Here is a 26,282-nt window from a genome sequence, read left to right on the forward strand (position 1 = left end):
CGCTGTCCCAGTGGCGCGACAGCCGCCGATGCCATCATTCCTCTCACCTCGGGAGCGTCAATTGCAAAAGCGAGTGAAGAATATCCTCTTCATCATGTGCGACCAGTTGCGCGCCGACCACCTGTCCTGCTTCGGCCATCCTGCGCTGAAGACTCCGAACCTGGACGGCCTGGCCGCGCGCGGCGTGATCTTCGACCGTGCCTATGTCCAGTCACCGGTGTGCGGTCCTTCGCGCATGAGCTACTACACCGGCCGCTATGTGCATGCGCACGGCGCGAGCTGGAACTTCGTGCCGCTCAAGGCCGGCGAGATAACGATCGGCGACCACCTGCGGCCGCTGGGCGTGCGTTCGGTGCTGGTGGGCAAGACTCATATGCGTGCCGACCTGGCCGGCATGTCGCGCCTGGGCATCGACCCCGCGTCGCAGATCGGCGTGCGTATTGCCGAATGCGGCTTCGACCCGTACGAGCGCGACGATGGCATCCACCCGTATTCGGGCCACGATCCTGACCCGGCCTACAGCGCCTATCTGCGCGAGCAGGGCTTCGAGGGCGATAACCCCTGGGAAAACTGGGCCAACTCGACCGTCGACGACGACGGCACCCTCCGCTCGGGCTGGTTCCTCAAGTATTCAAACCGGCCGGCGCGCGTGCCCGACGAGCACTCCGAAACCCCCTATATCACCCGGCGCGCAATGGATTTTATCCGCGATGCCGACGACCAGCCGTGGTGCCTGCACCTGTCCTATATCAAGCCGCACTGGCCCTACATCGTTCCCGAGCCCTATGCCAGCATGTACCAGCCGGAGGATGCGCTGCCGGTGGTCCGCTCGGAAGCCGAGCGCCACAAGCCGCACCCGGTCTATGCGGCCATGATGGACCACCGGGTGTCGCGCACCTTCTCGCAGGACGGCGTGCGCGACGCAGTGATGCCGGGCTACATGGGCCTGATCAAGCAGATCGACGACCAGTTGGGCGTCCTGTTCGCCTTTCTCGAAGCGCGCGGCCTGATGGACTCGACCATGATCGTCTTCACCAGCGACCACGGCGACTACCTGGGCGACCACTGGATGGGCGAAAAAGACCTGTTCCACGAACCCGTCATCCGCGCCCCGCTGATCATCTACGACCCCGACACCCGCGCCGATGCCACACGCGGCACACGCTGCGGCGCACTGGTCGAGGCAGTCGACCTGGCCCCAACCTTCCTCGACGTCTACGGTGGCGAGGCGGTGCCGCACGTCATCGACGGCCGTTCGCTGCGCCCGCTGCTGTTCGGTCAGCACCCTGCCGACTGGCGCGAGCATGTCGTCTGCGAATACGACTTCGCATTCCAGGACTCGCGCATCGCGCTCGGCACCAGGCCGCGCGATGCATGGATGCGCATGATCTCCGACGGCCGCTGGAAGTACGTGCTGTTCGAGCACTACCGGCCGATGCTGTTCGACCTGGCCACCGACCCGAACGAGTTCGACGATCTCGGCGCATCCGACCACCCGGAGCACGCAGCCGTGCGCGCGCGGCTGCACGAGGCCCTGTTCCGCTGGGCACGGCAGCCGCGTCAGCGCGTCACCATCGCCGACGGCACCATCGAATCCACCGAGATCCAGCCGCGCATCTCCGAAGGCGGCATCCTGATCGGTTACTGGGACGAAGCAGACCTTGCACAGGCACGCCAGTCCTTCAAGCCGCGCTTCGCATCCACCAACCCGCTGGTCAAGCCCACGCTGGACCGGCTGACGCATCCCCAAGGAGTCGAAAATGATGACTGAAACGCCCGACGTCACGCGCACCCAGACGGGTATCGACGGTGTATCGTGGAATATCCTCGGACAGGTCTACGTGCCCAAGCAAGTGAGCGACGACAGCATTGCCTGGCACGCCACCTTTCCGGTGGAGACTTTCGTGCCCCCGCACGTGCATCCGCACCAGGATGAATACATTTTCGTGCTCGACGGGCAGATCGACCTGCTGCTCGGCGACAGCAAGACTTCGGCCAGCACAGGCGACCTGGTACGCATGCCACGCGGCGTTCCACACGCATTCTTCAACAACTCAGGCAAACCCGTCACGGCCCTGTTCTGGGCCGCGCCTGCCGGCAAGCTGCTTGAACTCTACCGCCGCATCCACAACATGTCGAGCCCGGTAGAGGTGATGCGGGTCGCGCGCGATTACGATGTCGTGTTCTTCCCCCCGGTCTCGGCCGCGGCCTAGCACGCCAACCCACGCAGCAGGTATGGACGTCACCCAGGCTTGATAACCAGAGGTTCGATGCGATGAATACCTTGGCAAATAACGGTGTCGCGGTTGGCACGATAAATATGGCAGCCGCGACGCGGCGCAAGGCCTGGGGCGTCACGGCGATGCTCACGCTCTTCATGGTGCTGAACTTCGCCGACAAGGCCGTGCTTGGCCTGGTAGCCAGGCCAGCGATGGCCGAGCTGGGACTGACGCCGGTCGAGTTCGGGTTCATCGGCAGCAGCTTCTTCTTCCTGTTCAGCCTGAGTGCGATCGTGGTCGGCTTCCTGGCCAACCGCGTGTCGAGCCGCTGGCTGATCCTGGCGCTGACGCTGATCTGGGCCGCAGTCCAGTTCCCGATCGTGGCCGGCGGCAGCGTCACCGTGCTGCTCGTCTGCCGGATCATCCTGGGTGCCGGCGAGGGGCCCGCGCTGCCGGTTGCCTTGCACGCCACACACAGCTGGTTCCCCGCCGAAGACCGCGCCCTGCCCAGCAACCTGATCGCCATCGGGCCGACCATCGGTGCCGCCATCGCCGCGCCGGTGCTGTCCTGGGTCATCGCCTCGCCGGCGCTGGGCTGGCGCTGGGCCTTCGGCTTGCTCGGCATCGCCGGCATCGCATGGGGCATCGGCTGGGCCTGCATCGGCAAGGACGGTCCTTACCGGAGCGGCCACGGCGCCAGCGAGGGCGGACATGTGGCAAGCTCGGCCACCGAGAAGCTCAAGTCCGTGCCGCTGCGGCGCGTGTTCGGCGGCAGGATGTGGCTGGCTGCCACGCTGGCGGGGTTTTCCTGCTTCTGGGCGCAGGGTGCCATGACCACCTGGGTGCCGCAGTATATCGGCAGCGTGCTCGGCGTCGAAGCGTCACGGGTCGGCCTGGTGTACGCCCTGCCCTGGCTGTTCGGCACCATCCTGCTCGTGGTACTGGGATTTGCCGGCCGCCACCTCATGCGCAGCGGCGGCTCTGCCCGGGTGGCCGTGGCCGGCCTGTTCGGCGCCTCGCTGGCGGTGTCCGGCGCATGCCTGCTCTGGCTGCCGCATACGTCCGGGCCGCTCGCGATGGCGTTGACGACGGTCGGCTGGGGTGCATTCCTGGTGTTTCCGATGGCCCCGACGGCGGTTGCCTATGCCGTGAATCCTGGCCAGCGGGCTGCCGTCATCTCCACCATGGTCGGCGTCGCCTCGATCGGCGGCGTGCTGTCGCCCGCCGTGTTCGGCTGGCTGGTGCAGAGGGCCGGCTATGTCGCATCCCGGGGCGGCACGGGTGACACGACGCTGCTTGCGCAAGGCCTGAACAGTGCATTCTCGCTCACCGGACTGCTGCTGCTCGCTACCGGTCTTGCGGCTATGATGCTGATCAATCCGGAGCGCACGGCTACCCTGTTGCAACAGCACGCGACTGAGTCATCGCAGCAGCACTAAACCATCACCCTCATGACCGACGCTGATTTCCAGTATGTGGCCGGACAATCCCGGCCAACCTTTGCCGCGCTGCTCGCCGGATTCGAGGCACGCAGCGCGGCAGCCATCCATACCGGGAACTGCCGGCTCGACCTCGCCTATGGGCCTGCGCCACGCCAGACATTCGACTTCTTTACCGCGCCAGGCCAGCCGAGAGGGACACTCGCCTACTTCCATGCCGGCTATTGGCAGTCGAGGGACAAGGCATCGTTCCGCTTCATCGCGCCGGCCTTCAACCGGCTCGGGCTGAACGTAGCGCTGATCAACTATCCGCTGTGCCCAGGTGTTTCACTTGGCGCGCTGGTTGAAGCCGCCAGCGCATCGATCGGGCCAATCGTCGCTCACGCCACCCCCGTTCGGCGTGCGCTGCCGCTGGTGTTGTCCGGGCATTCGGCCGGTGGCCATATCGCAGTCGAACTGGCACTGGCACAAGCAGATGGGGCACAGACGCATGCGCCCGCCATCGCGGGCGTCGTGGCACTCAGCGGCATCTATGACCTCGTCCCGCTGGTCGGCACCTCGCTGAACCGGAACTTGCTGCTGGACGCCGCAAGCGCGGCGAAGCACTCGCCACTGCACCGGCTGAAGCCGGGCTGTCCTGCGGCCTTGTTTGCCGTAGGCGCGGACGAGACGCCGGCATTCATCGAACAGAGCCGGCGCATGTGCGAGGGCTGGCAGCAGGCCGGCAATGATGCTGCACTGGAGATCGCACAGGGTGCCGACCATTTCAGCCTGCTGCAGCAGTTCACGGAACCAGACAGCGCCTTGTTCAGCAGGGTCACTGATCTGTTCGAGAAGGTGATTTTTTGAGCTGAATGGAATCCTGAATGCAGGAAAGACGTCGAACGAAACAATTGCCGGCTCTGGTGCAAATCAGAGGAGCCGATGGGTTACGCTCTTGTTTTTGACAAGCGCGAGCCCGCAATGAGTACGCTGAGAGCCATCGACTGGCTGTTCAACGGGCGACACTTCGATCGCGAAGTCATCGTCCTGTGCGTGCGTTGGTACCGGCGTTACAAGCTCAGCCTTCGAGACCTCGTTGAAATGATGGCCGAGCGCGGCCTGTCGCTAGCGCACACGACGATCATGCGCTGGGTCAAACGCTTCACGCCGGAGTTCGTGAAGCGCTGGGATCGGTTTGCGAGATCCGCTGGTCGTTCATGGCGGGTCGACGAGACAGCGCCAAGCGCGATGTCGCTGCAGCCAAGGCCTTCTTCGCGAAGGCGATCAAGAGTCAAGGGCTCGCTCCGAAAACCATCACGCTGGACGGCTACGCGGCGTCTCGCCGCGCGGTGCGCGAAATGAAGACGGACGAGTTGCTGCCCGAGGACACGACGTTGCGATCGTCGAAGTACTTGAACAACTTGATCGAGCAGGATCATCGCAACATCAAGTCCAGGATCAATGCGATGCTCGGCTTCAAACGCTTCAGGAATGCGGTCTTTACGATCTCCGGCATCGAGCTGATGCATCGCATTCGAAAAGGGCAGTTCAACCTCACAAAGTTGCGCCTCAAAGATACCACTGCGCCTGCTGTTTGGAAGGCAGTCCTTTCAGCACGATGATGTAACGGCGAATACGCCGTTTTTCGCTCGCGCCCGTAATTTGCACCAGAGCCGAACAGTGGCCCAGGAACGCAAAACGCCCTAGGGGTCGGCGCGTCCAGGATGGTTGGGACGGCTTACTGCCAAGGGCGGGATAGGTAATTGTCGTACGGGAGTAGTCACTATGTCAACAAGCGACTGATCTCTACGAATCGACGAGGAAATGTTCCACCGTCTGCCCGGCGTGGATCGCCCGCTGCAGCCAGTCCGGCATGGTGCCGCGCCCGTCCCAGCCCTGCCCGTGCGCATTGCGGTAGCGCACCGCTCCTGGCGTTGGGGTTGGCGGCGGCTCGGCAAAGCAGCCGCCGGCTTGCAGGTCGGCCAGGGTCAGCCCGTGCTGGGCCATCTGGATGCGGATCCAGGTAATCGCTTGCGAGCGCTCGATTTCGATCGACATGGTGTAGGTGAATGGAATTTGGGGCGGCGCCGGATCCCGCGTGGTGCCGTCTGGTAGGGAGTGTTGGACTTCAGGTTGTTCCAGGTGGTGGTTGCTGTGAGAATCAGCGCCGACAGGACGACGTGGCCACCCTCTCTGCTTAAATTTTAATCAAAACCGCAGAGGCCGTCGGCTGTCTGCCCCCGCGCGGCTTGTCCACAGGCTTGTCCCCGCGTGCGGTGGACAAATCCTCGCCCCCTCCCCTCCTCAGGCCGGCCCCGCCTTGAACTTCAACTTGGTCTTGGTCGCTGGCACCTGGCGCCTGGTCGTTGCCAAACGGCGCGACGCGGTGGCTTCGACTTGTGCGCGCTCGGCCTGCCGCAGCGCCGCTTCCAATTCGGCCCGCAGCCCGTCTTGTGCCGCCAGCCCTCGGCCGAGCGCCTGCTCGGCCGCCGCCAGTTGCAGGCTAAGCGTATCGCGCTCGGCCTGCAGTCGCACCCGCGCCTCCGCGGCGGCCACGGCGGCGTCTTGCGCCCTCGCCTGCATGGCCGCCAGCACGGTGCGCTGGTCCGCGACCGCCTGCTCGGCCTTCTGCCGCAGCGTGCGCTCCTGGTCGATTTCGCGCAGCGCGCGGCGCTCGGTGGCGCTGGCGCGCTCCTGTGCCACCACCACCTGCTCGCGGGTGCGTTCCAGGTCCGCCGAGAACTGCGTATGCATCTCGCCCAGTTGCCGCTCCAGCGCCTCGATCTGGCACAGACCCTCCTCCTGGCGCGCCCGCGCGGCGACGTGGGCCTGGCGCTCCGCTTCCAGTTCCCGGGGTCTGAGGTGCAATGGAACGGAAAAACCGGGTTAAGTCATTGTCACTAATTCGGCAGACTTGTACACGCAAAAACCTGCGGAACAAGGGGAAATCGGCGAAAATAATCCGAAATTTTTACCGACCGCAAACGACCCACTTCGGCCCTTCGCCTCCTCGCGCGATCAACGGCCACTTGCAACGTGCGGTCACTGGAACAGCCGCCTCGGCCGGTAAGTTGTCGGCCGTCCCGGCCGTCCACCGTTGCCGACCTTGAGTCCGTCGCTTTGGATGGACCTCAGCTTGGCCTGCCGGGGGCGCCGTCCGGCTAGCGCGGAGCGCGGCCTGTGGCCGGCGGAAACTTGGGGGTCCCTGCAGATAGTACGAGAGAAACTGCTCACGGGCTACGAGCAGGATGACGGGCTTGCACACCAGTCCGGAGTGCTCCGGCGAGTACGTCCAGGTGGAGCGGTGTTGCTGGTAAGCAATGCAAGGCCAGATACCCGTACCCAAACAAACGCCCAACGAAATGAAACGGCACCATGTCCCAACCGTATGCCGCCTCACTAAATCATGTCTATCGCGGTGGATGCGAACAGGATCCGACCGCCGCCGTCGAGGTTGATCTCTGATCAGCCCTTCCACACCTTCATGCGTGGTCGGCACACCCATGCGGGCAGCGCGCGCCAGACCGTCGGAGGCCGGATCAATGCCGACCATCGCGCCCATTTCGAGGTGCTTGCCATGGCGCAGGATCTTGATCATCAGGTCCGTGCCGATATTGCCCGATCCGATGATCGCGACCTTGAGTTTTCTTGTCACCAATTGAGCCTCCTTGGCTGGCGCATTGCTGCCGGCCCTTACTTCGGCGCGAATGCCGCCGGCAAACCGGTCGTCGCCGCCTTCGATTGGCTGCGGGCCAACATGATGCGGAAGAAGCCCAGCAACGACGCTCCGCTCGACGTCGTCGGCAAGTCCTGGCAGCGACATGTTCTCCGAGACGATGGCGCCGTCGGTCTTCGCGCCTATACCTTCTGCATACTGGAGGAACTACAGACCGCGCTGAAACGGCGCGACGTGTTCGTGGCGCCGAGTTGGCGCTATGCCGATCCTCGCAGCGGCTTGCTCGACGGTCCCGAATGGGAAGCCAACCGCCCGATCATCTGCCGGACGCTGGGACTATCGGCCAACCCCGAACCGACGCTGACCGCCATGGCCGCCGAGCTGGACCGCACTTATCGCGCCGTAGCAGCTAGGCTGCCCGACAACCCAGCGGTTCGCTTCGAGATAACCGGCGACAAGCACGAGCTTGTGCTCAGTCCGTTCGACAAGCTTGAGGAACCGGCCTCGCTGGTCGCATTGCGTGAAAAGGTGGCTGGCATGCTGCCACGCGTAAACCTGCCGGGGCTGATCCTGGAGATTGCCGCGCGTACCGGCTTCACCGACGCCTTCTCCCACATCTCCGAGCGTACCGCTCGCGCTGCCGACTTGCATGTCAGCCTGTGCGCGGTACTAATGGCGGAAGCTTGCAATACCGGGTTGGAACCGCTGATTCGCGGTGATATGTCGGCGCTCAAGCGCGACCGGCTGTCCTGGGTGGACCAGAACTACCTCCGTCCCGCGCCTCGCCGATGTGGGCGGCACGCGCTTCTGGCGGATCGATCCACAGGCCGACTACGGCCAGCTCAATCCAATCTCGGCGCACCACCTCAGCTTGCAAAAAATTGTGCCTCATTGGGATGACATGCTGCGGCTGGTCGGTTCGCTCAAGCTTGGCCGCGTATCGGCCGCCGGCATCATGCGTACGCTCCAGGTGGGAGACCGGCCGACGCGGCTGGCTCAAGCCATTGCTGAGTATGGCCGCATCGACAAGACAGTGCACACGCTGACCTACATCGACGACGAGGCCAAGCGCCGGGGTACGTTGACCCAGCTCAACCGGGGTGAAGGGCGCCACAGCGTCGCCCGCGCCGTGTTCCACGGCAAGCGTGGCGAGCTGCGGCAGCATTATCGGGAGGGCCAGGAAGACCAATTGGCGCGCTCGACCTGGTGCTCAACATGATCGTGTTGTGGAACATCATCTACATGGAGGCGGTCTTGAATCAACTGCGAGCGGAAGGTTATCCGGTGAATGACGAAGATGTGGCGCGGCTCTCGCCGCTACTGCACGAGCACATTAATATGCTGGGGCGGTATTCGTTCTCGGTGCCGGAAGCGGTGGCTAAGGGTGAGTTGCGGCCCTTGCGCGATCCGGCAGACAGCGACTCATGATGAATGCTTAACCCGGTTTTCCGTTCCATTGCGCCTCAGACCCCAATTCCGGCAGCCGCATCGGCAACTGGTCACTTCCCACATAGCGAAATCCCAAGCCCGGCATCTCTTGCCCCCATCGAGATGGCGCGATCTGAATCGCGGGCAGATATGTTACGCCCTCCTCTCATTCGCAGCGACCAGCAGGTGTGGGCTTGCCGGAAAACCTTGCCGACAAAGGCTTTCAGGGAAACCGCCAGATTTTGCACGAAAAGTACGATTACCCCGGCTTCCAGTCGGCGCACGTGCGCCGCCACGATCTCGCGCGGGTCGCAGCCGAGTGTGGCCTGACTCTGGCAGACAGCCAGGTGATGATCGGTGCGGTACACGCCATCGGCGGCTGTAGGCCTAAATTAAGGCTCGACAGCCTATCGATTTGGCGTCACCGAAGCTGAGGCGCTTCCGCGCCACGCGAGCCATGTCGACGCGTAAGCGACTCCACCAGAAGATGGCTCTTAAAATGCGCGAGTAACCGGTCCTTCTGCTGCTCGGTGAGCAACGACTCGGCAATCATCAGGGGCCATTTCTCGACCGCGTTGGCCACAGTGTCGCGAACGACCTTGGATGCTGGTTTTTCCGGGATGCCCAGTTCCCCGCAGAACGTGCGAATGATTGCGGGGCTGATGCTCGGCTTGGCTGCCCGCCCGTGTGCCTCATCCTTCTTGGGTTTCGCCATTAGTTCCGGCGGCAGGATGTGCAACGCATGCCCGATGCGCTTGTTGTAGGCGGCGTACGCGACGATGTCGTAGGCCGGTGGCAGTTCCGGCGTGATGCCGTCCCGGTACCAGAGACCGATGTTCTTCAGATGCATGTCCGGGTTGCCCAGCATCTCGTTGATGACCAATCGACGAAGCAGTTCGTGCACCGTTACCTCGCCGAGCGATGGGGCGGCCATCAGGACGGAGGCGACATCCAGGTAGGTAGCACCCACGTACTTCTGCTCCGGGGCTACGCCGAGAACTTGGGCAAAATCTTCGCTGTGGATGCGCATTTTGCCGGGAGCCCGGTCGTATCGAATCACGGCAAGGAAGTTGGTCTTCTTGTCGGCGTCTCCCAAATCGTAGCCGTGCTCTACCGCTAGCTTTTCCAGTGGCTCCAGGCGAGCCTCTGTAACTGACGCCCCTGCCGCGGCAGCGAGCCGCAGCGAAAGGTCTTCGAGCTCGGGCAGCATAGGTTGCGCAACCACCGGCAATTTCGCGATGATGTGCGTGGCATCCATCTTTGTACGGCCTACATAGCGGCCACCTTCGTAAATGACACCGACCTTCGGCTGAACGCCAGATAGAGACACGCCATCTTCCATCGGCTCGGCCGTCACTGACATCTCGAGGGAGTCGGCATCTTGCGTGACGTAGTGCGCGAGTTCATCGCGCGTCAGCTCGAGCGGGCGTGCGTAGACATTTCCCGGCAGGTCGAGCCCGCAGGCCGCTAGCAACTCGAAATGGTCCTTGGGATCGCATTTGCGTTGCTCTGCGACATGGTCGCGGAATACCCCTTCGGGGAGCAGATTCTGGAAGAAAGCGGGCAACAGCCAGCCGTTGGCTGGGCTGTATACACCGTTGAATAGGGTCGAGCCGATGTCTGCCCAGAGAGCCTTCTGCGTGGCGGGGTCGGCGGCTCTCATCGACAGGGAGAGAGTCGGTGCATGCGCAAAAGCGCTAAATGCATCATCTGCTACAAATCGATTGACGACTTGCGAATCGCCCAACGTGTACTGGAACAGCACGCCAACGCGCCGCTCCTGTCCAATGAAAATGCCGAGTGCTCTAACGTTCATTGTCGGCCTTTCGCGATTTGGCGATTTTCCAAGCAGAGACACCACGAGCAATACGATTCTTCTCTTCCATGTTCATTAGCCTGTTACGGGCCGCCTGAACGACAGTTTCCACAGTAGGTTTGGTCGGAGTGAAGGAGGCCTCGACCGAGAGCCCTGCAGCTGCACCCTTGGGTACGATGGCCAATTCGTATCCGAGGCGGTCGAGCACCGACATCAGAGTAGTGACCTTGTAGTCATTTTCCCCGCTAAGCACGCCCGTGAGCGTGCGCCGAGCCAATCCAGCTTGCTCGCCGAGCTCGCGCTGCGTCAGATTGTTCGTCTTGAGCCTCTCTCGTAGGAAAGAGGCGATTTCCAACAGGCTTTTCATGGCAACAAAGTAGGGATTCGTCAATTCATCATACTTTACTGCTCTGGCAAGTCAAGATGAATAGCGCAACGAAGTAGGATAACTTGTATTTATCCTACTTTAGTTCTCATTTTTGCCTTGCACAAAGTTTGAGCAGCAAAGTAGGTGAGACTGCCCGGCACCTACTTTGGTGCTCACTATAGTCGACATTTTCGACGAGAGTCTCACTAGTGCCGCACCACAAAATGCTAAATAAGGCATATTTATATGCCTTTGTCTTCTACCCAGAATGGCGCCATCGGGGAAAACCTCTTAATCATTGCCATCATGAAACGCATCATTGACGGCGTTGATCTGGTCTACATTCAGATTCATTGAGGCTGCGCTCATGAACCCACCTGGCTGGACCTGCGTGTCGGTCACCTTCAGGTAACCGCAAGCACCTTTTTACAGTATGCAAAGGGGGCCTGTTACCCAGAGCGTTGACGATACAGCGCAGCCGGGAGGCTCAATCAGAGCTGCAAAACACGGCCACCGCTGAAACACGCGACGTTCGGTCGCAACCCTACGGATTGCCAACGTTTATGAATCCTGGCTGCCCATCATTTGGGGGCAACATGCACAAAAATGTGCCGTATAGATAACCAAATGCCACTTTGTAGTGTGCCATTCATCATGTTATGGTTGTCACGTAACAATACATGTAAACAATTAGGCGCTTTGATCTGATTGATTGGGTTGTCGCGCGATGGGTGCTAAGCACAACTGTGCAGCAATTTGCTGCACAAATTGCCACTCGTTAAAGGGAGCCAGCTTCTCCTCGCCGGGGCAGCGGCCCTGTCCGATCAGCCAGCGAACACGAGCACCCACGTGGCGGTGCCTCCGATTCTCGCGCATTACCCAAAGTGCTACAGCCGCGACAAGACACCGCCTGGCGCTCCGCCGAGGCCATCCGACTGACAGACCCGGGTTCTGAGCACCGGGCGGCATTGTCTTTCCTCGGCACGCCTCGCTTCGCCACACTTTCGTTTGTGTGAGCGAAGTACCTTTTCCGCCATCGCCTCCATGGCGCCTAGGAGCGCCTTCCGCTGCGCTGCCTCCTCGGCCCCTCCTTGCCGCGCCATCGCCGCATTGCACGTCCGTCAAGAAAACCCCACAGCGCGAGGGCATCACTTCGCGGCATTTGAGAATTTAAATGCTAATCATTAGTATTTGTTTCTAGGAATTTTCGGAACCTGTTGAAGGACGGAGATCGCCGGCCCACGATCGGAAGCCATGCGCGCATTGTAGGTGCATCATTGGCCTCTCGGCAGCGATCCGGTCGTCTGCCCCCGCTTTGGTGCGCCCTCCGCCAACTGCGGGCCGGCATTGAGAAGGCCAACGCGCGGCTCGGATGGATCTACTGGATGAGCGCTGGTACCTTGCTGGCGGCGGCTTGGCGTCACCTCTGACGTCTCGCGTTCTACCCCCAGGGGAGCGGTTCTGCTCGGATGACCAAGTCTCGGTACTCCTCCAAAACGTCGAGCAGCGTCTGGGTCGGGGAGACCCCGGCGGCCATACGGGCCTGCATCAGGAGCAGCTCGCGGTCCACGTCCGGCCGCGCCAGCTGGATCTGCTTCAGGATCGCGTCGCCGCGGACGGCGACGTCGATCTGGGCCTGCGTCAGAGCAATCACCGCCGGCCGCTCTTGATCATCTCAGCACGCAGGATGGCATTCATGCGGGTCTGGTAGCCATCGCCCTGCCCCTTCAGCCAGGCCAGGATGTCGGAGTCGAGCCGAACCGTGAGCTGCTGCTTGATCGGGCGATAGAACTTGCCCCGCTCCGCGTCCAGCCACTGCGCGGAGGTCGTCTCCGGCATGTCGGAGAGGTCGATCTCGGCCTCAGGCTTTGCAGCCAACGCGGCGAGCTCCTTGCGAACTTTTTCAGGCACCTTGCTCATAGATTTTCCTTTCCAACTTGGTGGCGCGTCGCGCCGATATGATGCGGATGTGCTCCTCTCCGCTATCGTCCTGTGACCAGGTGTGGGCCACCAGCAGCAGCACCACACCTTCGACCATGCCGAGCGTCTGCCAGCGCTCTTCGCCGTTCTCGATCCGATTCTGATGGCTAAGATGGTAGGGATCCTCGAACACGAGCTGCGCAACTTCGAAGCTCACCCCGTGTTTGGCTAGGTTGGTCGCGGCCTTATTGTGATCCCAAGAATACAAAACTGTCACCCCATCTCTGTAGTTACAGAATTGTAGTTCACTTCTACATGCAGGTCAAAGTTGCTGGTGTTCCAGCTAGCCTCAATACTGTTAACAAATTCGAATTTGTGTTAACTTTCAAGCCTCTGCAACAACAAGAAGAGCTTGAAGGATGGCAAGAACGGAGGCAACGCTGCCCGGCGGTGCGAGGCTCGCGGACCATCTGGCGGTGGGGTATTTGGCGCTGAACTGCTCCCTGGGGCAGGTCAAGGAGGCGCTCGTGAAGTGCGGTGTGCAGACGCGTCTGCGCCGGGATATGCCGCGGGAAGTGCTGGTGTATTTCGTGATGGCGATGTGCCTGTATCCGCGCGTGGCCTATGAGGAAGTGTTTCGGCTGGTGATCGAGGGGCTGCGGCGCATCTACGGCGATCAGGTGCGCGATGCGCAGGTCAGCAAGGCGGCGATCTCGCAGGGGCGGACACGGCTGGGCTGGCAGGTGATGCGCGAGCTGTTCGCCAGACAGGCAGCGCAACGCCCACGAACTGCAGGCGGCGACTATGCGGGCTATCGGGTCATGAGCGTGGATGGCTCGACGCTGGATGTGCCCGATGAACAGGTCAATGCGCAGGCGTTCGGGTATGCCCAGGGCGGGCGCGGCGAAGGCGCGTATCCGCAGATCCGCTTTGTGGCGCTGGCCGAATGTGCGACGCGCGCTGTGTGAGGTGCAGATGGGCGGGGTACGCGAGGACAGCGAACAGGCGCTCACGCGGCAGCTGTTTCCGGCGTTTTCGAGCGAGATGCTGGTGCTGGCCGATCGCCTGTTCTACGGCTATGACATGTGGCGCGAGGCGGTAGCGACCGGAGCGAAGCTGCTGTGGCGCGTGAAGTCGAATGTGCGACTGCCGTGCGAAGTGCCGCTGGCAGACGGTTCGTACCTGAGCACCGTCTATGCCAGCGACACCGACCGGCGACACCAGCGCAACGGCATGCGGGTGCGGGTCATCGAGTATCGCCTGGAAGGCGTGCCTGACGCTGAGCCGCAGTATCGCCTGATCACCAATCTGCTGGACCCGGCGCTGGCACCTGCCATCGAGCTGGCGGCGCTGTACCATCGGCGCTGGAAGATCGAGGAGATGTTCGACGAGATCAAGACACATCTGTGCGATGGAAAGAAGGTGCTGCGCAGCAAGACGCCTGATCTGGTACGTCAGGAGTTCTATGCACTAATGCTCACGCACGCGGCGATTCGTCGACTGATGTACGAAGCGGCACAGGACAGCGGGCAGCGACCCGAAGACTTATCCTTTGTTCATGCCGTGCGTGTGCTCAACCGACGCCTGCCCGAGGCGGCGGCTATTTCCCCCTGAGCAGTGGCAAAGCTGGAAACAAAGCCTGCTGCGCGAACTCGCCAGCGGCCGCGCGGTGCAAAGCCGCGGCAAGCGCAATCCCCGCGGTGTGAAACGAAAGATGTCGAATTTCCGAATCCGGCAGCGATCCGAGCCGCTGAATCAGCGAATCGTCACCAAAATGGTTGTGAAGTGAACAGTATTGGGCCTAAGCCATAGTGCATGGTTTCAAGCCGGTATCAGCCGATCTCGAAATGCAGGGTCTGCGATTCCAGGAACTCGTCGATGCCGTGGTGTGAACCTTCGCGGCCCAGCCCCGATTCCTTGACGCCGCCGAATGGTGCCACCGCCGAGGAGATCACACCGGTATTGATGCCTGCGTGTCAGCGCCCGAAGCGGATCGGGTCGTACGGGAGGGGATCGATATAGGGCGCTTCGCCCTCGACCAGTTCAGCGATCAGCCGCGCCGTGACGGGGCCAAGCGTGAAGCCTTGATGGGCGTGCCCGAAGTTGAACCACAGCCCGCGATGGCGTGGCGCCCTGCCGACGATGGGCTTCATGTCGGTGACGCACGGCCGGGCGCCGAGCCAGGGGGTGTTCTCCACCGGCGCGCCCAGCCGCACCAACTCGCGGGCGTAGTGTTCGGCACGCTGCAACTGAATGGGCGTCGGCGGCGCTTCGTGGTGCGCGAACTCAGCACCCGTGGTCAGGCGCAAGCCGCGCGTCATCGGTGCCAGCATAAGGCCGTTCTCGGCATCCAGCAGCGGCAGGTTCGGCATCGATTCGACCGCATAGTGGCGGTGGTATCCGCGCTTCACGAAAAGCGGAAAACGATAGCCGAGCGGCTTCGTCACAGCCGGTGCCCACGGGCCTAGCGCAATCACGGCATGCGCCGCCGTGAGCGGGCCGTCTTCCGTTGCCACGGTCCAGCCGGTGCCGGCTGGCTTGAGCGTGGTGGCGTCGCCGCGGCGGATGATGCCGCCTTCTTTCTCGAAGAGCGTGACGTAGCGGTTCACCAGCTCACCGGGGTCGGCAATGGTCCAGGGATCACGCCAGTGGATCGCACCGGCCATCGTCCCGTGCAGCGCTGGTTCGGCAGCGGCAAGCCCGGCCCGGTCGAGGATCCGGCAATCGAGTCCGTGCTCGCGCGCGACCGCGCTCGCGGCGCGCGCCGCATGGTCGAATGGCGAGCTGCTGCGATAAGCCTGCAGCCACCCCGACTTGCGCACGAGGTCCTGCGCGCCGGCCAGCGCGATCAGCCGGTCGTGCTCGGTGAGGCAGTGGCGAATCAGCGCGCTGTAGGCTGTCACCGTGCCCGCATACCGCTTGGGCGCCGACTCGCGCCAGTAGCGGGCCAGCGTCGGCAGCAGGCCCGCGAGCGCGCCAGGGTGGTAGTGGACATCGTTGCCCTGGCGGCTGATCACGCGAAGGACGGCCATCCATTCGCGTGGAAAAGCATAGGGTTGAACCGCTTCGCGCTGGATGATGCCCGCGTTGCCATACGACGTTTCCCTGCCGGGCGCCTGCCGGTCGACCAGCACGACCGCATGCCCGCGCTGGCGCAGCGCGACTGCCGTGCACACGCCGACCATGCCGGCGCCAAGTACCACGATGTCCGTTGTCATGCCGGTAGTCCGTGGTTCAGGAGCGGATCGCGGCGACCACCGAGATTTCGAGGCGGGCCGGCAGCACCAGGTCGCAGCAGACCGTGGTGCGGACCGGCAGTGGATCCTGGAAATGCTCGCGATACGCCTGGTTGAACCCCGCGAAATCCGTCTTGTCGGTGAGATAGACCGTTGCCGAGACCACATCGCCGAGCGTCAGGCCGGCCTCTTCAAGCGTGGCCGCGATCCGCGCGAGCACCAGGTGCGTCTGGGCCTCGATGCCCTCGGGAATGCTGCCGTTGGCCTCGAGCGGCAACTCGCCGGAGAGGAAGGCGAGGCCGTTGCTGATGCGGATTTTGGAAAAGGGCAGGTTTGCGATCTGGGTCATGGCGAGCCGGAAGGGTAGCAGGAGGGAGAGAATCCCTGCCCCCGATTCTCCACGCTGGCCCGGCTAAACGGAATATGCCTCGCGAGCAATTAATCGAATAAATGATTGCCGATAAGGCAATCATTCATCGCTCACGCCGTGATGGCCTCCGCCAGGTGCTGGACGAAGGCCCGCCCTGCCGGCGGCAGGTTTCGCTTGGCCAGGGTCTGGATCTCGATATAGCGCTCGTTCAGCTCCCGGTCGCGCAACGGCACGGCGGCGACGGTGCCGGCCTTCAGGCGGCCCCGCACGGAAAGTTCGCCGTAGAAAGTGATGACACCGCCCCCCGCTACCGCGAATCCGGCCAGTGAGTCCAGATGGTTGCTGGAAAAGACGGTCTGGTAGCGCAGGCCCTGGCGACTGCAGCTGGTGTCGAGCAACTGCCGCAGCGAGCTGTCCTTGGGCGGCAGCGCTAGCGGATATTCGACGACCTGCGACAGCGAAATCTGGCGCTGTCCAGCCAGCGGATGGTCGGGCGCCATGATGGCGAGCACGGGGGCCGGATGACGCAGTTCCACTTCGATCTCCGGCTCGGGAAGCCCGCTCAGCGTGATACCCACGTCGGCCTCGCCGTCGCGGATACGCCGGGCAATGTCGCCTTGCGGGCAGACGTCGAGGTCGAAGCGGATCCCGACGTACTTTTCCCTGAAGCTCGCCGCCAGCATCGGAATGAATTCGTGCGCGATGCCCTCCACGCTCGCCAGCCGCACCCGCCCCACGCGCAAGCCGCGCAGCGCCTGGATATCGCCCGCCACGCGGTCGATGTCCTGTTGCGTGCGCTTGGCGTGTGCCGCCAGCAGCTCTCCTGCCGCATTGGGGACCAGCCCCCTCGCCCGCCGGTCGAACAGCAGGGTATCGAGCTCGCTTTCTAGCTTGGCGATTTGCCGGCTCACCGCCGACGGCGCGACGTTCAGCTTCAGGGCAGCGTCCTTGACCGTGCCGGTGCGCACCACCTCGAGAAAGTAACGCACGGCGGTTTCCTGCAGGATGCGGTAGGACATGGGGGCGCCTCGGCGCAAATGAACGGGGATGCGGTCAATTCTACGGATTGCCGATTTGGCAATCAATAGTTCTAAACATTGCTACGATTTCATTCCGACTTGATCGTACGATGAAGGTGTTACTCGACGCACCACTGTCGCGCGTCGCTTACCCATCCTGCCGGAGCATCAATATGCGATCCCCTGCCCGCCACGTCTTGTCCCTCCTCATGGCCTGCAGCCTTGCCGCCGGGGCTGGCCTGGCGCCAGCCCTCGCCGCCGCGCAGGGAAGCTACCCGTCGAAACCGATCCAGCTTGTCCTGCCGTTTCCGCCAGGCGGCGCCACCGATGTCGTTGGCCGCGTGGTCGGCCAGAAACTGGGAGAACGGCTTGGCCAGACCGTGATAGTCGACAACCGTCCCGGCGCCGGCACCGTCGTCGGCGCGAGTTATGTCGCAAAGTCCGCGCCGGACGGCTACACGCTGATGGCGACTTCCGGCACCACGTTCACGGTCAACCCCGCTGTCTACCCGCGGCTCCCCTATGACCCGCAGAAGAGCTTCGAGCCGATCGGCCTGATCGGCTCGACTGGCCTGATACTGCTCGCGAACCACGACGTTCCCGTCAACACCCTCAAGGAGTTCGTCGCCGCGGCAAAGGCAGACCCCGGCAAGTACTCCTACGGCTCGTTCGGCGCCGGCACGACCGCGCATTTCGCCGGCGAAGCGCTCCTGAACCTCACCGGCATCAAGATGCTCCATGTGCCCTACAAGGGCAGCTCTCCGGCCATGACCGACCTGATCGGCGGCCAGATCCCCTTCAGCGTGGACACCGTGGCCGCGGCCATCCCGCAACTCAAATCCGGCAAGATCAAGGCTATCGCAGTCACCACGGCCAAGCGCTCGTCGCTGCTGCCGAACGTGCCGACCGTGGCGGAAAGTGGCTATCCCGGCATGGACACCAGCACCTGGATCGCGCTCGTCGCGCCGCGAGGCCTGCCGCCCGAAGTCAAGGCAAAGCTGGAGAAGGCGCTGGCCGAGGCCATCGCCGATCCGGCTACGCGCAAGAAACTGGCTGACAACGGCATCGAGCCCTTCTACGCGCCGGGCAAGCAAGTCACCAGCATGATCGAAAAGGAAATGCCGCAGATGCGCGCCATCGCGCAACGCGCCAATATCAAGCTCGATTGACCTTCCAGACGCGGGCCGCCGGTTCCAGGACGAAACGGCCCGAGGAGACCCCTACTTCATGAACGAGCAAGACAAGCTGACCTCGGCTTCCGCAGTCGAACTTCGCCGCCTGATCGGCACCAAGGAAATCTCGCCGGTCGAATTGCTGGACGCGTGCATTTCCCGCATCGAAACCTACAACCCGGCCATCAACGCGATCACGGGGACCTGCTACGAGCGGGCACGCACGGAAGCCCGGGCCGCCGAGCAGGGGGTCATGCGCGGCGAATCACTCGGCCTGCTGCACGGACTGCCGCTTGGCGTCAAGGACCTGGAGGCAACCGCGGGGCTGCTCACCACCTACGGCTCGCCGCTGTTTCGCGGGCATCTACCCACCGAGGACAACGTGCTGGTAGCACGGCTGCGGTCGGCCGGCGCCATCGTCGTTGCCAAGACCAACATCCCGGAAATGGGCGCCGGCGCGAACTCCCGCAACGCCGTCTGGGGCGCGACCGGCAACCCCTTCAACCCGAACCTCAATGCGGGCGGGTCCTCCGGCGGCTCGGCCGCCGCGCTGGCGGCCGATTTCCTGCCGGTCTGCACCGGCTCCGACACCGGTGGCTCGCTGCGCATTCCCGCGTCCAAGTGCGGCGTGGTCGGCTTCCGGCCCTCGCCAGGCATCGTACCCAACTCGCGCAAGCTGCTGGGCTGGACCCCGATCTCCGTGGTCGGCCCAATGGGCCGCACAGTCGCCGATGCCTGCCTGCAGCTCGCGGCTTCTGCGGGTGTATCGGTCACCGATCCGCTGAGCTACGAGGTAAATCCGGCCGCTTTCCTCTCGCCGGCACGCGTGGACCTGTCGGCCTTGCGGGTCGGCTGGACGGAGGACTTCGGCTGCTGCGCGGTGGACGACGGTATCCGCCGCGTGTTCCGCGCGAAGATTGCTGCGATGCGGCATTTGTTCAAGCAGTGCGATGAGGTGACCTTTGACCTGGGCGATGTGCACCGCTGCTTCGACGTGCTGCGCGCCGAGAGCTTCGTCGCCGGCATGCACGAGGCCTACCAGCGCGATCCCGCCAGCCTCGGCCCCAACACCCGTGCGAACTACGAGATGGGCGCGAAGATGTCGCTGGCCGATAGCGCGTGGGCGCAGGCCGAGCAGAACCGCATCCTGCAGCGCTTCCAGCAGGCCTATCGGGACTACGACGTCATCCTGTCGCCCACCACGCCGGTCTCGCCGTTCCCGTGGACCAGTCTGTACGCGGATACCATCAACGGCGAGAAACAGGAGAACTACTACCGCTGGCTGGCCCTGACGTATGTCGTGACCCTGACTACGCACCCTGCCATCTCGCTGCCCTGCGGCACCGACGACCTCGGCATGCCGTTCGGCCTGCAGGTGACCGGCCGGTTCCGGGGCGACGGTGAAACCCTGGGCGTGGCCCAGGCGATGGAAACGGCGTTTGCCGCATCGGCAGCATTGCGCCGTCCCGTTCCCGACCTCGCCGCGCTCAGGCCTGCCGAGCCCGCGCTTCGTTCTATCGTCACTGCGCCGCCGATCTTCGGCGCAGCGACGCAAGCGAGCGGCGTCTCAGCGGTGTAAGCGGCAACCTCCCCTCACCCCGACCGCCGCGTGCGATCACGGAACGCGGTCGGCCTTCACAGGCAGGTCTTTTCGCGAACGCGGCACAAGGTCTGCGGGGAAAGCGAACCGCAGCACATATAGTCAGGATGAATCAGATTGACTCCCTCGCTTCTGTCCCGCCTCGATGCCGCGCTTAGCCTGTTCGACGCGTGACTGCACCTCGCTGTCACTGGCGAACTCCGTCTGCGAGGCAAGCGGTTCGATAGCTTCCAGCGCCTGTTAGGGGTGCCCGGCACTCAGTTCGCTGTCGGCCCATGCCAGGCGCAGATTTCGGACTTCGGTACTGTTCCATCCGCCAAGCCGCAGCGCTTTGGCAAACGGTTCGGACGCGATTGTGAACTCCTGCTGGCGCTGGCCGCGCGGGGCGACCCTATCTATGACGCCGGCGTGCAGCTAGGCAAGCTGCTGCGCACCGCGTTCCTTGCCGACTACTTCGTCGATGCCGGGTTCCGGCGTGAGCTGTTACGCGCGCTTAATCGCGGCGAGGCGGTCAACTCGCTAAAGCGGGCGATCTATACAGGCCGAGTCGCACCCACGCAGGCTAGGCGCGCCGACGACGCCGACGCGCTAAGCTTGCTGGCTAACATCGTGATGGCGTGGAATACCGCTCAGATGCAGACAGTGCTCGATCGGCAAGTGAGCCGACGGCAGCCCGTGCCACCCGAGTCGTTCGGGCGAATCGCCCCAACACGGCTAGAGGGCATCAATCTCCGGGGCGTCTTCCGCTTCTCAGTGGAGCGCTACGTCGGACAACTACTGCCGTCACAAACTGCACCCAAAACAAGCGCTGCGGGCTGAAATCGAGCTCGCAATGACGCCGTTTGCGGTTGATCGATGGCCCAACAGAAATCCTCTATTAATCAACAGCTTACGAGAAACCGTCCGCGCTGATGCTGGGCTTGCGAACCGTCGCAAGTCGAGTAGCGCAAGGGAATCGCACCCTCACGCCCTCACAGATCCGGACATGAACCTCTCGATTCATCCGGCTCCTATTGTCCAACCGTGGTTTCCATGGCCCAGTGCGCAAATAAGCCTGGCTGCCGAGACTTGACGTCTTTCAGCCATGCCGCTGCACGCACCTTCCGAGCGCGGAGGTGTTTGTATTTCCTTTGGGCCCAGCGGACCAGCGCGGCATCGACCGCAAGCAGCACTTGCCCCAGCGCAGACCGATAAAATCGACCGTAGTACTGAATCCAACCCAGCAATGTCGGACGTGTTCGGTCCGCCAACTCAGTCAGACTCAGGTCATGGCGGTGCAACACACTGCGGCGACGCAACTCCTGCCGCATCGCCTTCGCAGCCTTGTTGCTGACCGCAGGCAAGAAGCCGACCGACAACTTGCCCGCCCGATTCCTGACACTTCGCGGTCTGAACGTATAGCCCAGAAAGTCGAACCGACAGATCGGATAGCTTGCCTGCCGGTTGGCCTGCTTGCAGTACACGATTTTGGTCTTTTCCGGATGCGGATCCAGCTTGCATTCGGCCAGCCGCATCTCAAGCCCCTGCTGAAGCCGTCGCGCCTGCGCTTCGCTCTTGCAATGACAGATGACGTCATCAGCATAACGCTCGAATGGCACGTCCGGGTGATGCTTCCGCATCCACCGGTCGAACGCATAGTGGAGAAACAGGTTAGCCAGCACCGGACTGACGACACCGCCTTGCGGCGTGCCCTTGTCCGGGTGCACCACAGTCCCGTCAGGCATTTGCACGGGCGCCTTGAGCCAGCGCTCGATATACAGCAGCACCCACGCGCAATCCGTGTGGCGACGCACCGCTCGCATCATCAATTCCCAATCGATACTGCCGAAGAAGTTCTTGATGTCGAGGTCGAGCACCCACTCGTACTCCCAGCATCGCTGCCGAGCCACGTTGAGCGCCTGATGCGCCGACCGTCCGGGACGATAGCCGTATGAGTCGCGGTGAAACACGGGTTCCACGAGCGGCTCCAGATATCGCTTGACCACCGTCTGCGCGATGCGATCAGAGATCGTGGGTATCCCCAACGGCCTCGTACCCGCACCTCCCGCTTTGGGTATGTCAACCCGCAGCACCGGCGGCGGCATGTAGCTGCCAGAGGACATCCGATTCCAGATCCGATACAGATTGTTCTTCAAATCCGCCTCGAATTCCTTCATCGACTGCCCATCCGCGCCCGCCGCCCCACGGTTGGCCCTCACCTGCTGATACGCTTCCCACACCTCACGTTTGGAAATACAAAACGGTTTTGCCTTATCCATGCGGGTCCTCCCCTTGCGGGTTGCCCGCAGCATAAAGCCAGACGATGACGCCCCTTCGGTCCAGCCCCATTACAGGACCTTCAACCCTACTACGGACGTCTCCGCCCCTGTGCCCCGCATCGGTACTCTCATCCTTGCGGAGGCCTTCCGCTTGGATTTCTCCCTTCGCATCGGGACGACAGGTTCCCAAGTTCCTTATCGAAGCCTGAATCAAAGTCACGCCACCTTTATGCCGGATGCCGATTGGGCCGTCAGCAGGCATCGCCCAAACTTGTCCCGGAGCGTGCAATCCCCCCGGTTTTGACATCGATTATGATTTTTACGACACGTCATCAGCGGTTCACTCGCGTTCGTCTCTTTGACTCCCACCTGCCGGGGTTGCCCCCGACTTTTCCAACAACGCTCACCACGACGGCTCTTTACCCACGCAGCTTGTGGCGGTTTGAAGCCTGCTCCCGCAAGCCGACTTCGAGGGGCCGTCCCTCATCTTCGATAAAGCATCGCAGGCATCGGTCATCTGATGCTCACGTTCTTGGCACACATTGCACCGAAATCAAAGCTACCCCAATCTCCTGAAGCGCTGCCCGGGCCGCCGCATCGCCGCGCTTCGCTGCTTTTCGCAGAAGCGAAAATCCGTGATTGGCATCGGCGGCGGAGTGTCGCCCATGCAGATGCAGGAGAGCCAGTCGCGCCGTCGCGTGAACAATCCCGCCGGCCGCAACGAGGCCATAGAAATGGGCCGCCTTAATTAGTCGACCGGTGGCAAATTCTCCCTGCTCTGTCCGGGATAATCGTCCCACGCCACTGCTGCGTTCATCGCGGCCGATGAAATCCCCTGGCCCGCGGCTTCCTCATGGAGTACCAGCGCGCGGTAGCGATCCACATGGGCGCCGCGTCCCAGCATTAGACTGTCCCCGAGACCGCAGACGGACCTGCGCGGGCGCGCCCGGAATGGAGAGGATCCTCTCGAAAAGGCGATTGGGGTACGCGGGATCACAATTCCCACCGGCGCTATTCGGGCAGGCGATGGCCAGGTTGGCGAGTGCGTCGGGAAATGGCGAAGGCCCCTCGGAAAGTGTTTCCCAAAGTCCGCGTGCCACCGCCTCCCCGACTGGATTCGCGGAGTCCAGGAGCTGGCAGGCGAGCCCGTTGACAACCTGGGGTGCGATGACGCCCGCCGCTAACTCCCAGGCAAGGTATTCGGTCGCGCGTGTGGCGTCGACGTCGAAATCGCCTTCCATTAGTCGCCCGAGCGCTACAACATCCGATTCCAATTCCATCCTTTGCTCCGCTGCGCAGAGCAAGGAAGTCTAGCAGCATCGATCCGCCCCCTGGCAGCATTCCCTCGACCTGTTCTGGTCGGTTCAGCCGGCTAAGTGCGGGAGGAAAACGTCGCAGAATTCCTCATGCGCGCGTATTGGCGAGTATTCCTTGCCAAATGGAAGGTACCCATCCATGTCCGACAGGAATTTCCGCGAGGTCATCCGCCGCGCGAGTTCAGCGCGCACGTCCTCGGGGCTGAACGTACTGCCCTCCTGGTTCATGTAGAACCGAAAGGCCGCGCCCACCCGGGCCGGGTCGACTTTGGACGTTGAGCCCGGCGACTGGCTGCAGGACCACGCCCACCACAGGTCGAACAGGTCACGGCCATGCTCGCGCTGCAGGAGCGCTCGCAATTTAGTGCCGAGCATCTCATCGAGATCGTAGGACACAACATCGACCTGCCTGATGCCCTGCTCGGTGGGCACGGCTATCTGGATAGGCACCAGATCAAAGAAGCTCTTGTTTTCGTTGAAATTGACTTCGAGCTTTAGTTGCGCGAGCACGGCTTCGGTGCTTGCCGGGTCGTAGGTATAGACCATTCGTATGATCTTCGACTTCGCAACGAGATTGCGCACGGCAAGCTGGATGCTTGCAATGACCGACTCCGTCGGCTCCCCGAGGATTGGCGCGACGACGCGGGCGAGCGCCTTCTGGATGTGCCGGACCGGGCGATCACCTACCAACACCAGGTCGATGTCCTCCGAGTAGCGGCTGGCTGGCGCCAGATGCCCCTTGTGGAGGACCGTGCCGCCGCGCATGGCAACCTGCCCTGACAGAAACTTGTCTTCAAAAATCGCCGCTACGACCTGGCTGATCAGGTAGTCCTGCTCGACCATCAGGTCGTTGCTCCACGGCGCCTGCGTGCGCCACTGTGCAAGCTCTCGCGCGGAGATCATTGAAGTTCCTTGAAGAGTGCCATTTGATCTGTGGTGTATTCGACGGCCCATCTCGGATCCTGCATGAGCGCGTGCTTCATGCGATCGACGGGGCCCGTCTCAAGTAGTTGAACTGCGCGGCGCCGGCCGTCCAACCAGGCGGCCACGCTCTTCGCGGCCCTGGTCTGGCCAAGGCGGTCTAAGACGAAACCGAGGCGCTGTGCCGCGGCGACCTGCCCCAGCGCATCCAATGCCAGAGTCAAACCGTCGAGGTCGAGATCCTTCGCGAAGTCCCTCGCAATCCGAGCCACCGCTTCAATTCCCCCAATCGCGGTCTGGTGTCGGACCAGGTCCAGGAGTGTGGCCTCTCGCGTGCTCACGCGCCAGCGTGAAACGTGCGTTCGCACTCGAGTTACCGGGGTTTCCGCAAGCCGTTCTTTCACATAGAAGTCGACCCGGATGCGACCTACTGCAAGTGAGGATCGCGGCTTGCCTATCATCACCTGGGTCGTCTGCACGGCGTAGTGCGATGAGCCCCAGTGGCGAGCGGCTGAGAGCAGCGCCACATAGTAGTTGGGCTCCTGGTCGCTCAGGCAGTCGTCCAGCCACCAGTCCACCGGCGGCGCGCCGTAGTGAGATTGCTCGGGCGGAATGATGAGCCACCGCGCCGGCCTTTTGGTCGCATTGACCACGTGCCCCTGCCGCGCGAGACGTTGGAGGGCCATTCTGACGGCGGCGCTACCCGGCTCCCGACCGGTCGCGCGGGCGAATTCTTGGGGTGTGAAGAGGTAACGTGCCTGCGCCTGGATAGCGCGCAACGCAACCTGACTCCGATCGGGCCCTAGCGCAGACATGCCTTATCGTGCATACAAGATCATTTGCCGAGTGTAACGCGATTCCTTACTTTGAGCAAACGAGTTTGCAACCTCTATGTGCCCTATACGATGCAGCAGGTCTGAGCATTATTCAAATCACCCGGTCTGCTTGACGCGGAAATGTTCCACCGTCTGCCCGAGCGCGCAGCGCGCGCCGCTCGCTGGCTTCGGCGCGTTCCTGGGCGATGCTCACCTGCTCGCGCGCCCGTTCCAGTTCGGTCGAGAATTAGGTACGTAGCTCCAGCAGCTGACGACCAGCTACCGCCTGCCCGGCCTCCAGCCGCGCCTGGGTTGCGGCATGCGCTTGCCGCTCGGCATGACACGCCTCTGATGTTCACCTTGTCGCCCCACTGCGGTAAGCGCCCTTGGGGAGGATATGCGCCAAGGCTGGGCGCGTGCGAGGGGCGCTTGCGGGGAGGTTCCAGCCGCATGCCAGCCACATGCGCGCCGACCGTGATTCCGGAGTTGAATGGAACCAGGGCTGGCGCGCGGGACGGTCCATTAGCGTCACACACGGAGCTTGAACTGCAGACCGCTTAGGTTCGCTGCGAGCTCAGGACTCCATACACCGGGCACGCGGCCCCTCGTCAGCATCCGCAGCGTCTTCGGAAATATGCCGACTCTGCAGGCGGCTGTGCATGGCATCGCATCGGATCAACATCATTGCCGCGGGATCCTCTTCACCGCCGGCAATGCCAGCCTCAGCA

22 protein-coding genes and 6 pseudogenes are annotated in these 26,282 nt (G+C 62.8%); 12 read left to right on the forward strand and 16 right to left on the reverse strand.

The features are described from left to right. Positions 1 to 73: 73 nt before the first annotated feature. The 5 genes and pseudogenes from AC1DQ3_RS14580 (at position 74) to AC1DQ3_RS14600 (ending at position 5,262) form a co-directional block, all read left to right on the forward strand. A complete protein-coding gene (locus AC1DQ3_RS14580; protein WP_477120896.1) occupies positions 74 to 1,771 on the forward strand; it encodes an alkaline phosphatase family protein in 1,698 nt (565 codons plus the stop codon). Then, the gene (locus AC1DQ3_RS14585; RefSeq protein WP_477120897.1) at positions 1,761 to 2,213 is read left to right on the forward strand and encodes a cupin domain-containing protein; all 453 of its coding nucleotides are present in this window, start codon (positions 1,761 to 1,763) and stop codon (positions 2,211 to 2,213) included. Before AC1DQ3_RS14580 ends, AC1DQ3_RS14585 begins: the two co-directional genes overlap by 11 nt. A 107-nt stretch (positions 2,214 to 2,320) precedes the next feature. Further along, entirely contained in the window at positions 2,321 to 3,658 is a 1,338-nt protein-coding gene (locus AC1DQ3_RS14590; RefSeq protein WP_477120898.1) for an MFS transporter, read from the forward strand. A gap of 12 nt (positions 3,659 to 3,670) precedes the next feature. Further along, positions 3,671 to 4,507: an alpha/beta hydrolase gene (locus AC1DQ3_RS14595; RefSeq protein ID WP_477120899.1), complete on the forward strand. Its 837-nt coding sequence runs from the start codon at positions 3,671 to 3,673 to the stop codon at positions 4,505 to 4,507. A 114-nt stretch (positions 4,508 to 4,621) separates the two neighbouring features. Then, a pseudogene (locus AC1DQ3_RS14600) lies at positions 4,622 to 5,262 on the forward strand (IS6 family transposase). 184 nt (positions 5,263 to 5,446) lie between these two features. Here AC1DQ3_RS14600 and AC1DQ3_RS14605 read toward each other — a convergent pair. The 3 genes and pseudogenes from AC1DQ3_RS14605 to AC1DQ3_RS14615 all read right to left on the reverse strand — a co-directional run. Then, positions 5,447 to 5,698, reverse strand: coding sequence for an H-NS histone family protein (locus AC1DQ3_RS14605; protein WP_477120900.1), 252 nt, complete (start codon positions 5,696 to 5,698; stop codon positions 5,447 to 5,449). Between the two features lie 246 nt (positions 5,699 to 5,944). Beyond that, positions 5,945 to 6,508 carry a hypothetical protein gene (locus tag AC1DQ3_RS14610; RefSeq protein ID WP_477120901.1) on the reverse strand — a complete coding sequence of 188 codons (564 nt, stop codon included), beginning with the start codon at positions 6,506 to 6,508 and terminating at the stop codon, positions 5,945 to 5,947. 595 nt (positions 6,509 to 7,103) lie between these two features. Beyond that, positions 7,104 to 7,238, reverse strand: a pseudogene (locus tag AC1DQ3_RS14615) (acetaldehyde dehydrogenase); the annotation flags it as partial. Positions 7,239 to 7,592: 354 nt separating this feature from the next. Here AC1DQ3_RS14615 and AC1DQ3_RS14620 point away from each other — a divergent pair. Next, positions 7,593 to 8,744: pseudogene (locus AC1DQ3_RS14620) on the forward strand (Tn3 family transposase); the annotation flags it as partial. A gap of 194 nt (positions 8,745 to 8,938) precedes the next feature. Next, positions 8,939 to 9,178: a hypothetical protein gene (locus tag AC1DQ3_RS14625; RefSeq protein WP_477120902.1), complete on the forward strand. Its 240-nt coding sequence runs from the start codon at positions 8,939 to 8,941 to the stop codon at positions 9,176 to 9,178. On the opposite strand, the gene AC1DQ3_RS14630 is transcribed toward AC1DQ3_RS14625, so the two are convergent. The 5 genes from AC1DQ3_RS14630 to AC1DQ3_RS14650 all read right to left on the reverse strand — a co-directional run bounded on the left by AC1DQ3_RS14630 (position 9,166) and on the right by AC1DQ3_RS14650 (position 13,124). Next, positions 9,166 to 10,560 carry a type II toxin-antitoxin system HipA family toxin gene (locus AC1DQ3_RS14630; RefSeq protein WP_477120903.1) on the reverse strand — a complete coding sequence of 465 codons (1,395 nt, stop codon included), beginning with the start codon at positions 10,558 to 10,560 and terminating at the stop codon, positions 9,166 to 9,168. The genes AC1DQ3_RS14625 and AC1DQ3_RS14630 overlap by 13 nt on opposite strands. Next, positions 10,550 to 10,951 (reverse strand): helix-turn-helix domain-containing protein, encoded by a 402-nt coding sequence (locus AC1DQ3_RS14635; protein WP_477120904.1) that lies wholly within the window; start codon positions 10,949 to 10,951, stop codon positions 10,550 to 10,552. Before AC1DQ3_RS14635 ends, AC1DQ3_RS14630 begins: the two co-directional genes overlap by 11 nt. Positions 10,952 to 12,368: 1,417 nt before the next feature. After that, positions 12,369 to 12,581: a hypothetical protein gene (locus AC1DQ3_RS14640; RefSeq protein ID WP_477120905.1), complete on the reverse strand. Its 213-nt coding sequence runs from the start codon at positions 12,579 to 12,581 to the stop codon at positions 12,369 to 12,371. Further along, positions 12,578 to 12,847: a BrnA antitoxin family protein gene (locus AC1DQ3_RS14645; RefSeq protein WP_267601041.1), complete on the reverse strand. Its 270-nt coding sequence runs from the start codon at positions 12,845 to 12,847 to the stop codon at positions 12,578 to 12,580. The genes AC1DQ3_RS14640 and AC1DQ3_RS14645 overlap by 4 nt, the downstream gene beginning before the upstream one ends. Continuing rightward, the gene (locus tag AC1DQ3_RS14650; RefSeq protein ID WP_477120906.1) at positions 12,831 to 13,124 is read right to left on the reverse strand and encodes a BrnT family toxin; all 294 of its coding nucleotides are present in this window, start codon (positions 13,122 to 13,124) and stop codon (positions 12,831 to 12,833) included. Before AC1DQ3_RS14650 ends, AC1DQ3_RS14645 begins: the two co-directional genes overlap by 17 nt. Positions 13,125 to 13,266: 142 nt before the next feature. Between AC1DQ3_RS14650 and AC1DQ3_RS14655 the strand changes: the two genes are divergently transcribed. Then, on the forward strand, positions 13,267 to 13,815 hold the full coding sequence (locus tag AC1DQ3_RS14655; protein ID WP_477120907.1) for a transposase domain-containing protein: 549 nt from the start codon (positions 13,267 to 13,269) through the stop codon (positions 13,813 to 13,815). After that, complete coding sequence (locus tag AC1DQ3_RS14660) at positions 13,778 to 14,461, forward strand: IS4 family transposase (protein ID WP_477120908.1); 684 nt, start codon at positions 13,778 to 13,780, stop codon at positions 14,459 to 14,461. The genes AC1DQ3_RS14655 and AC1DQ3_RS14660 overlap by 38 nt, the downstream gene beginning before the upstream one ends. A gap of 218 nt (positions 14,462 to 14,679) precedes the next feature. On the opposite strand, the pseudogene AC1DQ3_RS14665 reads toward AC1DQ3_RS14660, so the two are convergent. The 4 genes and pseudogenes from AC1DQ3_RS14665 to AC1DQ3_RS14680 form a co-directional block, all read right to left on the reverse strand. Then, positions 14,680 to 14,817, reverse strand: a pseudogene (locus tag AC1DQ3_RS14665) (aldehyde dehydrogenase family protein); the annotation flags it as partial. A gap of 6 nt (positions 14,818 to 14,823) precedes the next feature. Then, positions 14,824 to 16,065, reverse strand: coding sequence for an NAD(P)/FAD-dependent oxidoreductase (locus AC1DQ3_RS14670; protein ID WP_477120909.1), 1,242 nt, complete (start codon positions 16,063 to 16,065; stop codon positions 14,824 to 14,826). A gap of 16 nt (positions 16,066 to 16,081) precedes the next feature. Continuing rightward, positions 16,082 to 16,432, reverse strand: coding sequence for a RidA family protein (locus AC1DQ3_RS14675; protein WP_477120910.1), 351 nt, complete (start codon positions 16,430 to 16,432; stop codon positions 16,082 to 16,084). Positions 16,433 to 16,563: 131 nt separating this feature from the next. Next, positions 16,564 to 17,472, reverse strand: coding sequence for a LysR family transcriptional regulator (locus AC1DQ3_RS14680; RefSeq protein WP_477120911.1), 909 nt, complete (start codon positions 17,470 to 17,472; stop codon positions 16,564 to 16,566). Positions 17,473 to 17,645: 173 nt separating this feature from the next. Between AC1DQ3_RS14680 and AC1DQ3_RS14685 the strand changes: the two genes are divergently transcribed. From AC1DQ3_RS14685 to AC1DQ3_RS14695, 3 genes and pseudogenes are all read left to right on the forward strand, one after another. Beyond that, positions 17,646 to 18,641 carry a Bug family tripartite tricarboxylate transporter substrate binding protein gene (locus AC1DQ3_RS14685; RefSeq protein WP_477120912.1) on the forward strand — a complete coding sequence of 332 codons (996 nt, stop codon included), beginning with the start codon at positions 17,646 to 17,648 and terminating at the stop codon, positions 18,639 to 18,641. Positions 18,642 to 18,699: 58 nt separating this feature from the next. Further along, positions 18,700 to 20,223, forward strand: coding sequence for an amidase (locus AC1DQ3_RS14690; protein ID WP_477120913.1), 1,524 nt, complete (start codon positions 18,700 to 18,702; stop codon positions 20,221 to 20,223). Positions 20,224 to 20,619: 396 nt separating this feature from the next. Then, positions 20,620 to 21,063: pseudogene (locus tag AC1DQ3_RS14695) on the forward strand (Tn3 family transposase); the annotation flags it as partial. A gap of 191 nt (positions 21,064 to 21,254) precedes the next feature. On the opposite strand, the gene ltrA reads toward AC1DQ3_RS14695, so the two are convergent. The 4 genes and pseudogenes from ltrA to AC1DQ3_RS14715 form a co-directional block, all read right to left on the reverse strand. Beyond that, positions 21,255 to 22,502, reverse strand: coding sequence for a group II intron reverse transcriptase/maturase (ltrA, locus tag AC1DQ3_RS14700; RefSeq protein WP_477120914.1), 1,248 nt, complete (start codon positions 22,500 to 22,502; stop codon positions 21,255 to 21,257). Positions 22,503 to 23,866: 1,364 nt separating this feature from the next. Next, entirely contained in the window at positions 23,867 to 24,721 is an 855-nt protein-coding gene (locus AC1DQ3_RS14705) for a nucleotidyl transferase AbiEii/AbiGii toxin family protein (RefSeq protein ID WP_477120915.1), read from the reverse strand. After that, positions 24,718 to 25,425, reverse strand: coding sequence for a type IV toxin-antitoxin system AbiEi family antitoxin domain-containing protein (locus tag AC1DQ3_RS14710; RefSeq protein WP_477120916.1), 708 nt, complete (start codon positions 25,423 to 25,425; stop codon positions 24,718 to 24,720). Before AC1DQ3_RS14710 ends, AC1DQ3_RS14705 begins: the two co-directional genes overlap by 4 nt. A gap of 250 nt (positions 25,426 to 25,675) precedes the next feature. After that, a pseudogene (locus AC1DQ3_RS14715) lies at positions 25,676 to 25,891 on the reverse strand (DNA-binding protein); the annotation flags it as partial. Positions 25,892 to 26,282 lie beyond the last annotated feature (391 nt).

The sequence above is a fragment of the Cupriavidus sp. 01T418 genome, assembly GCF_056398885.1.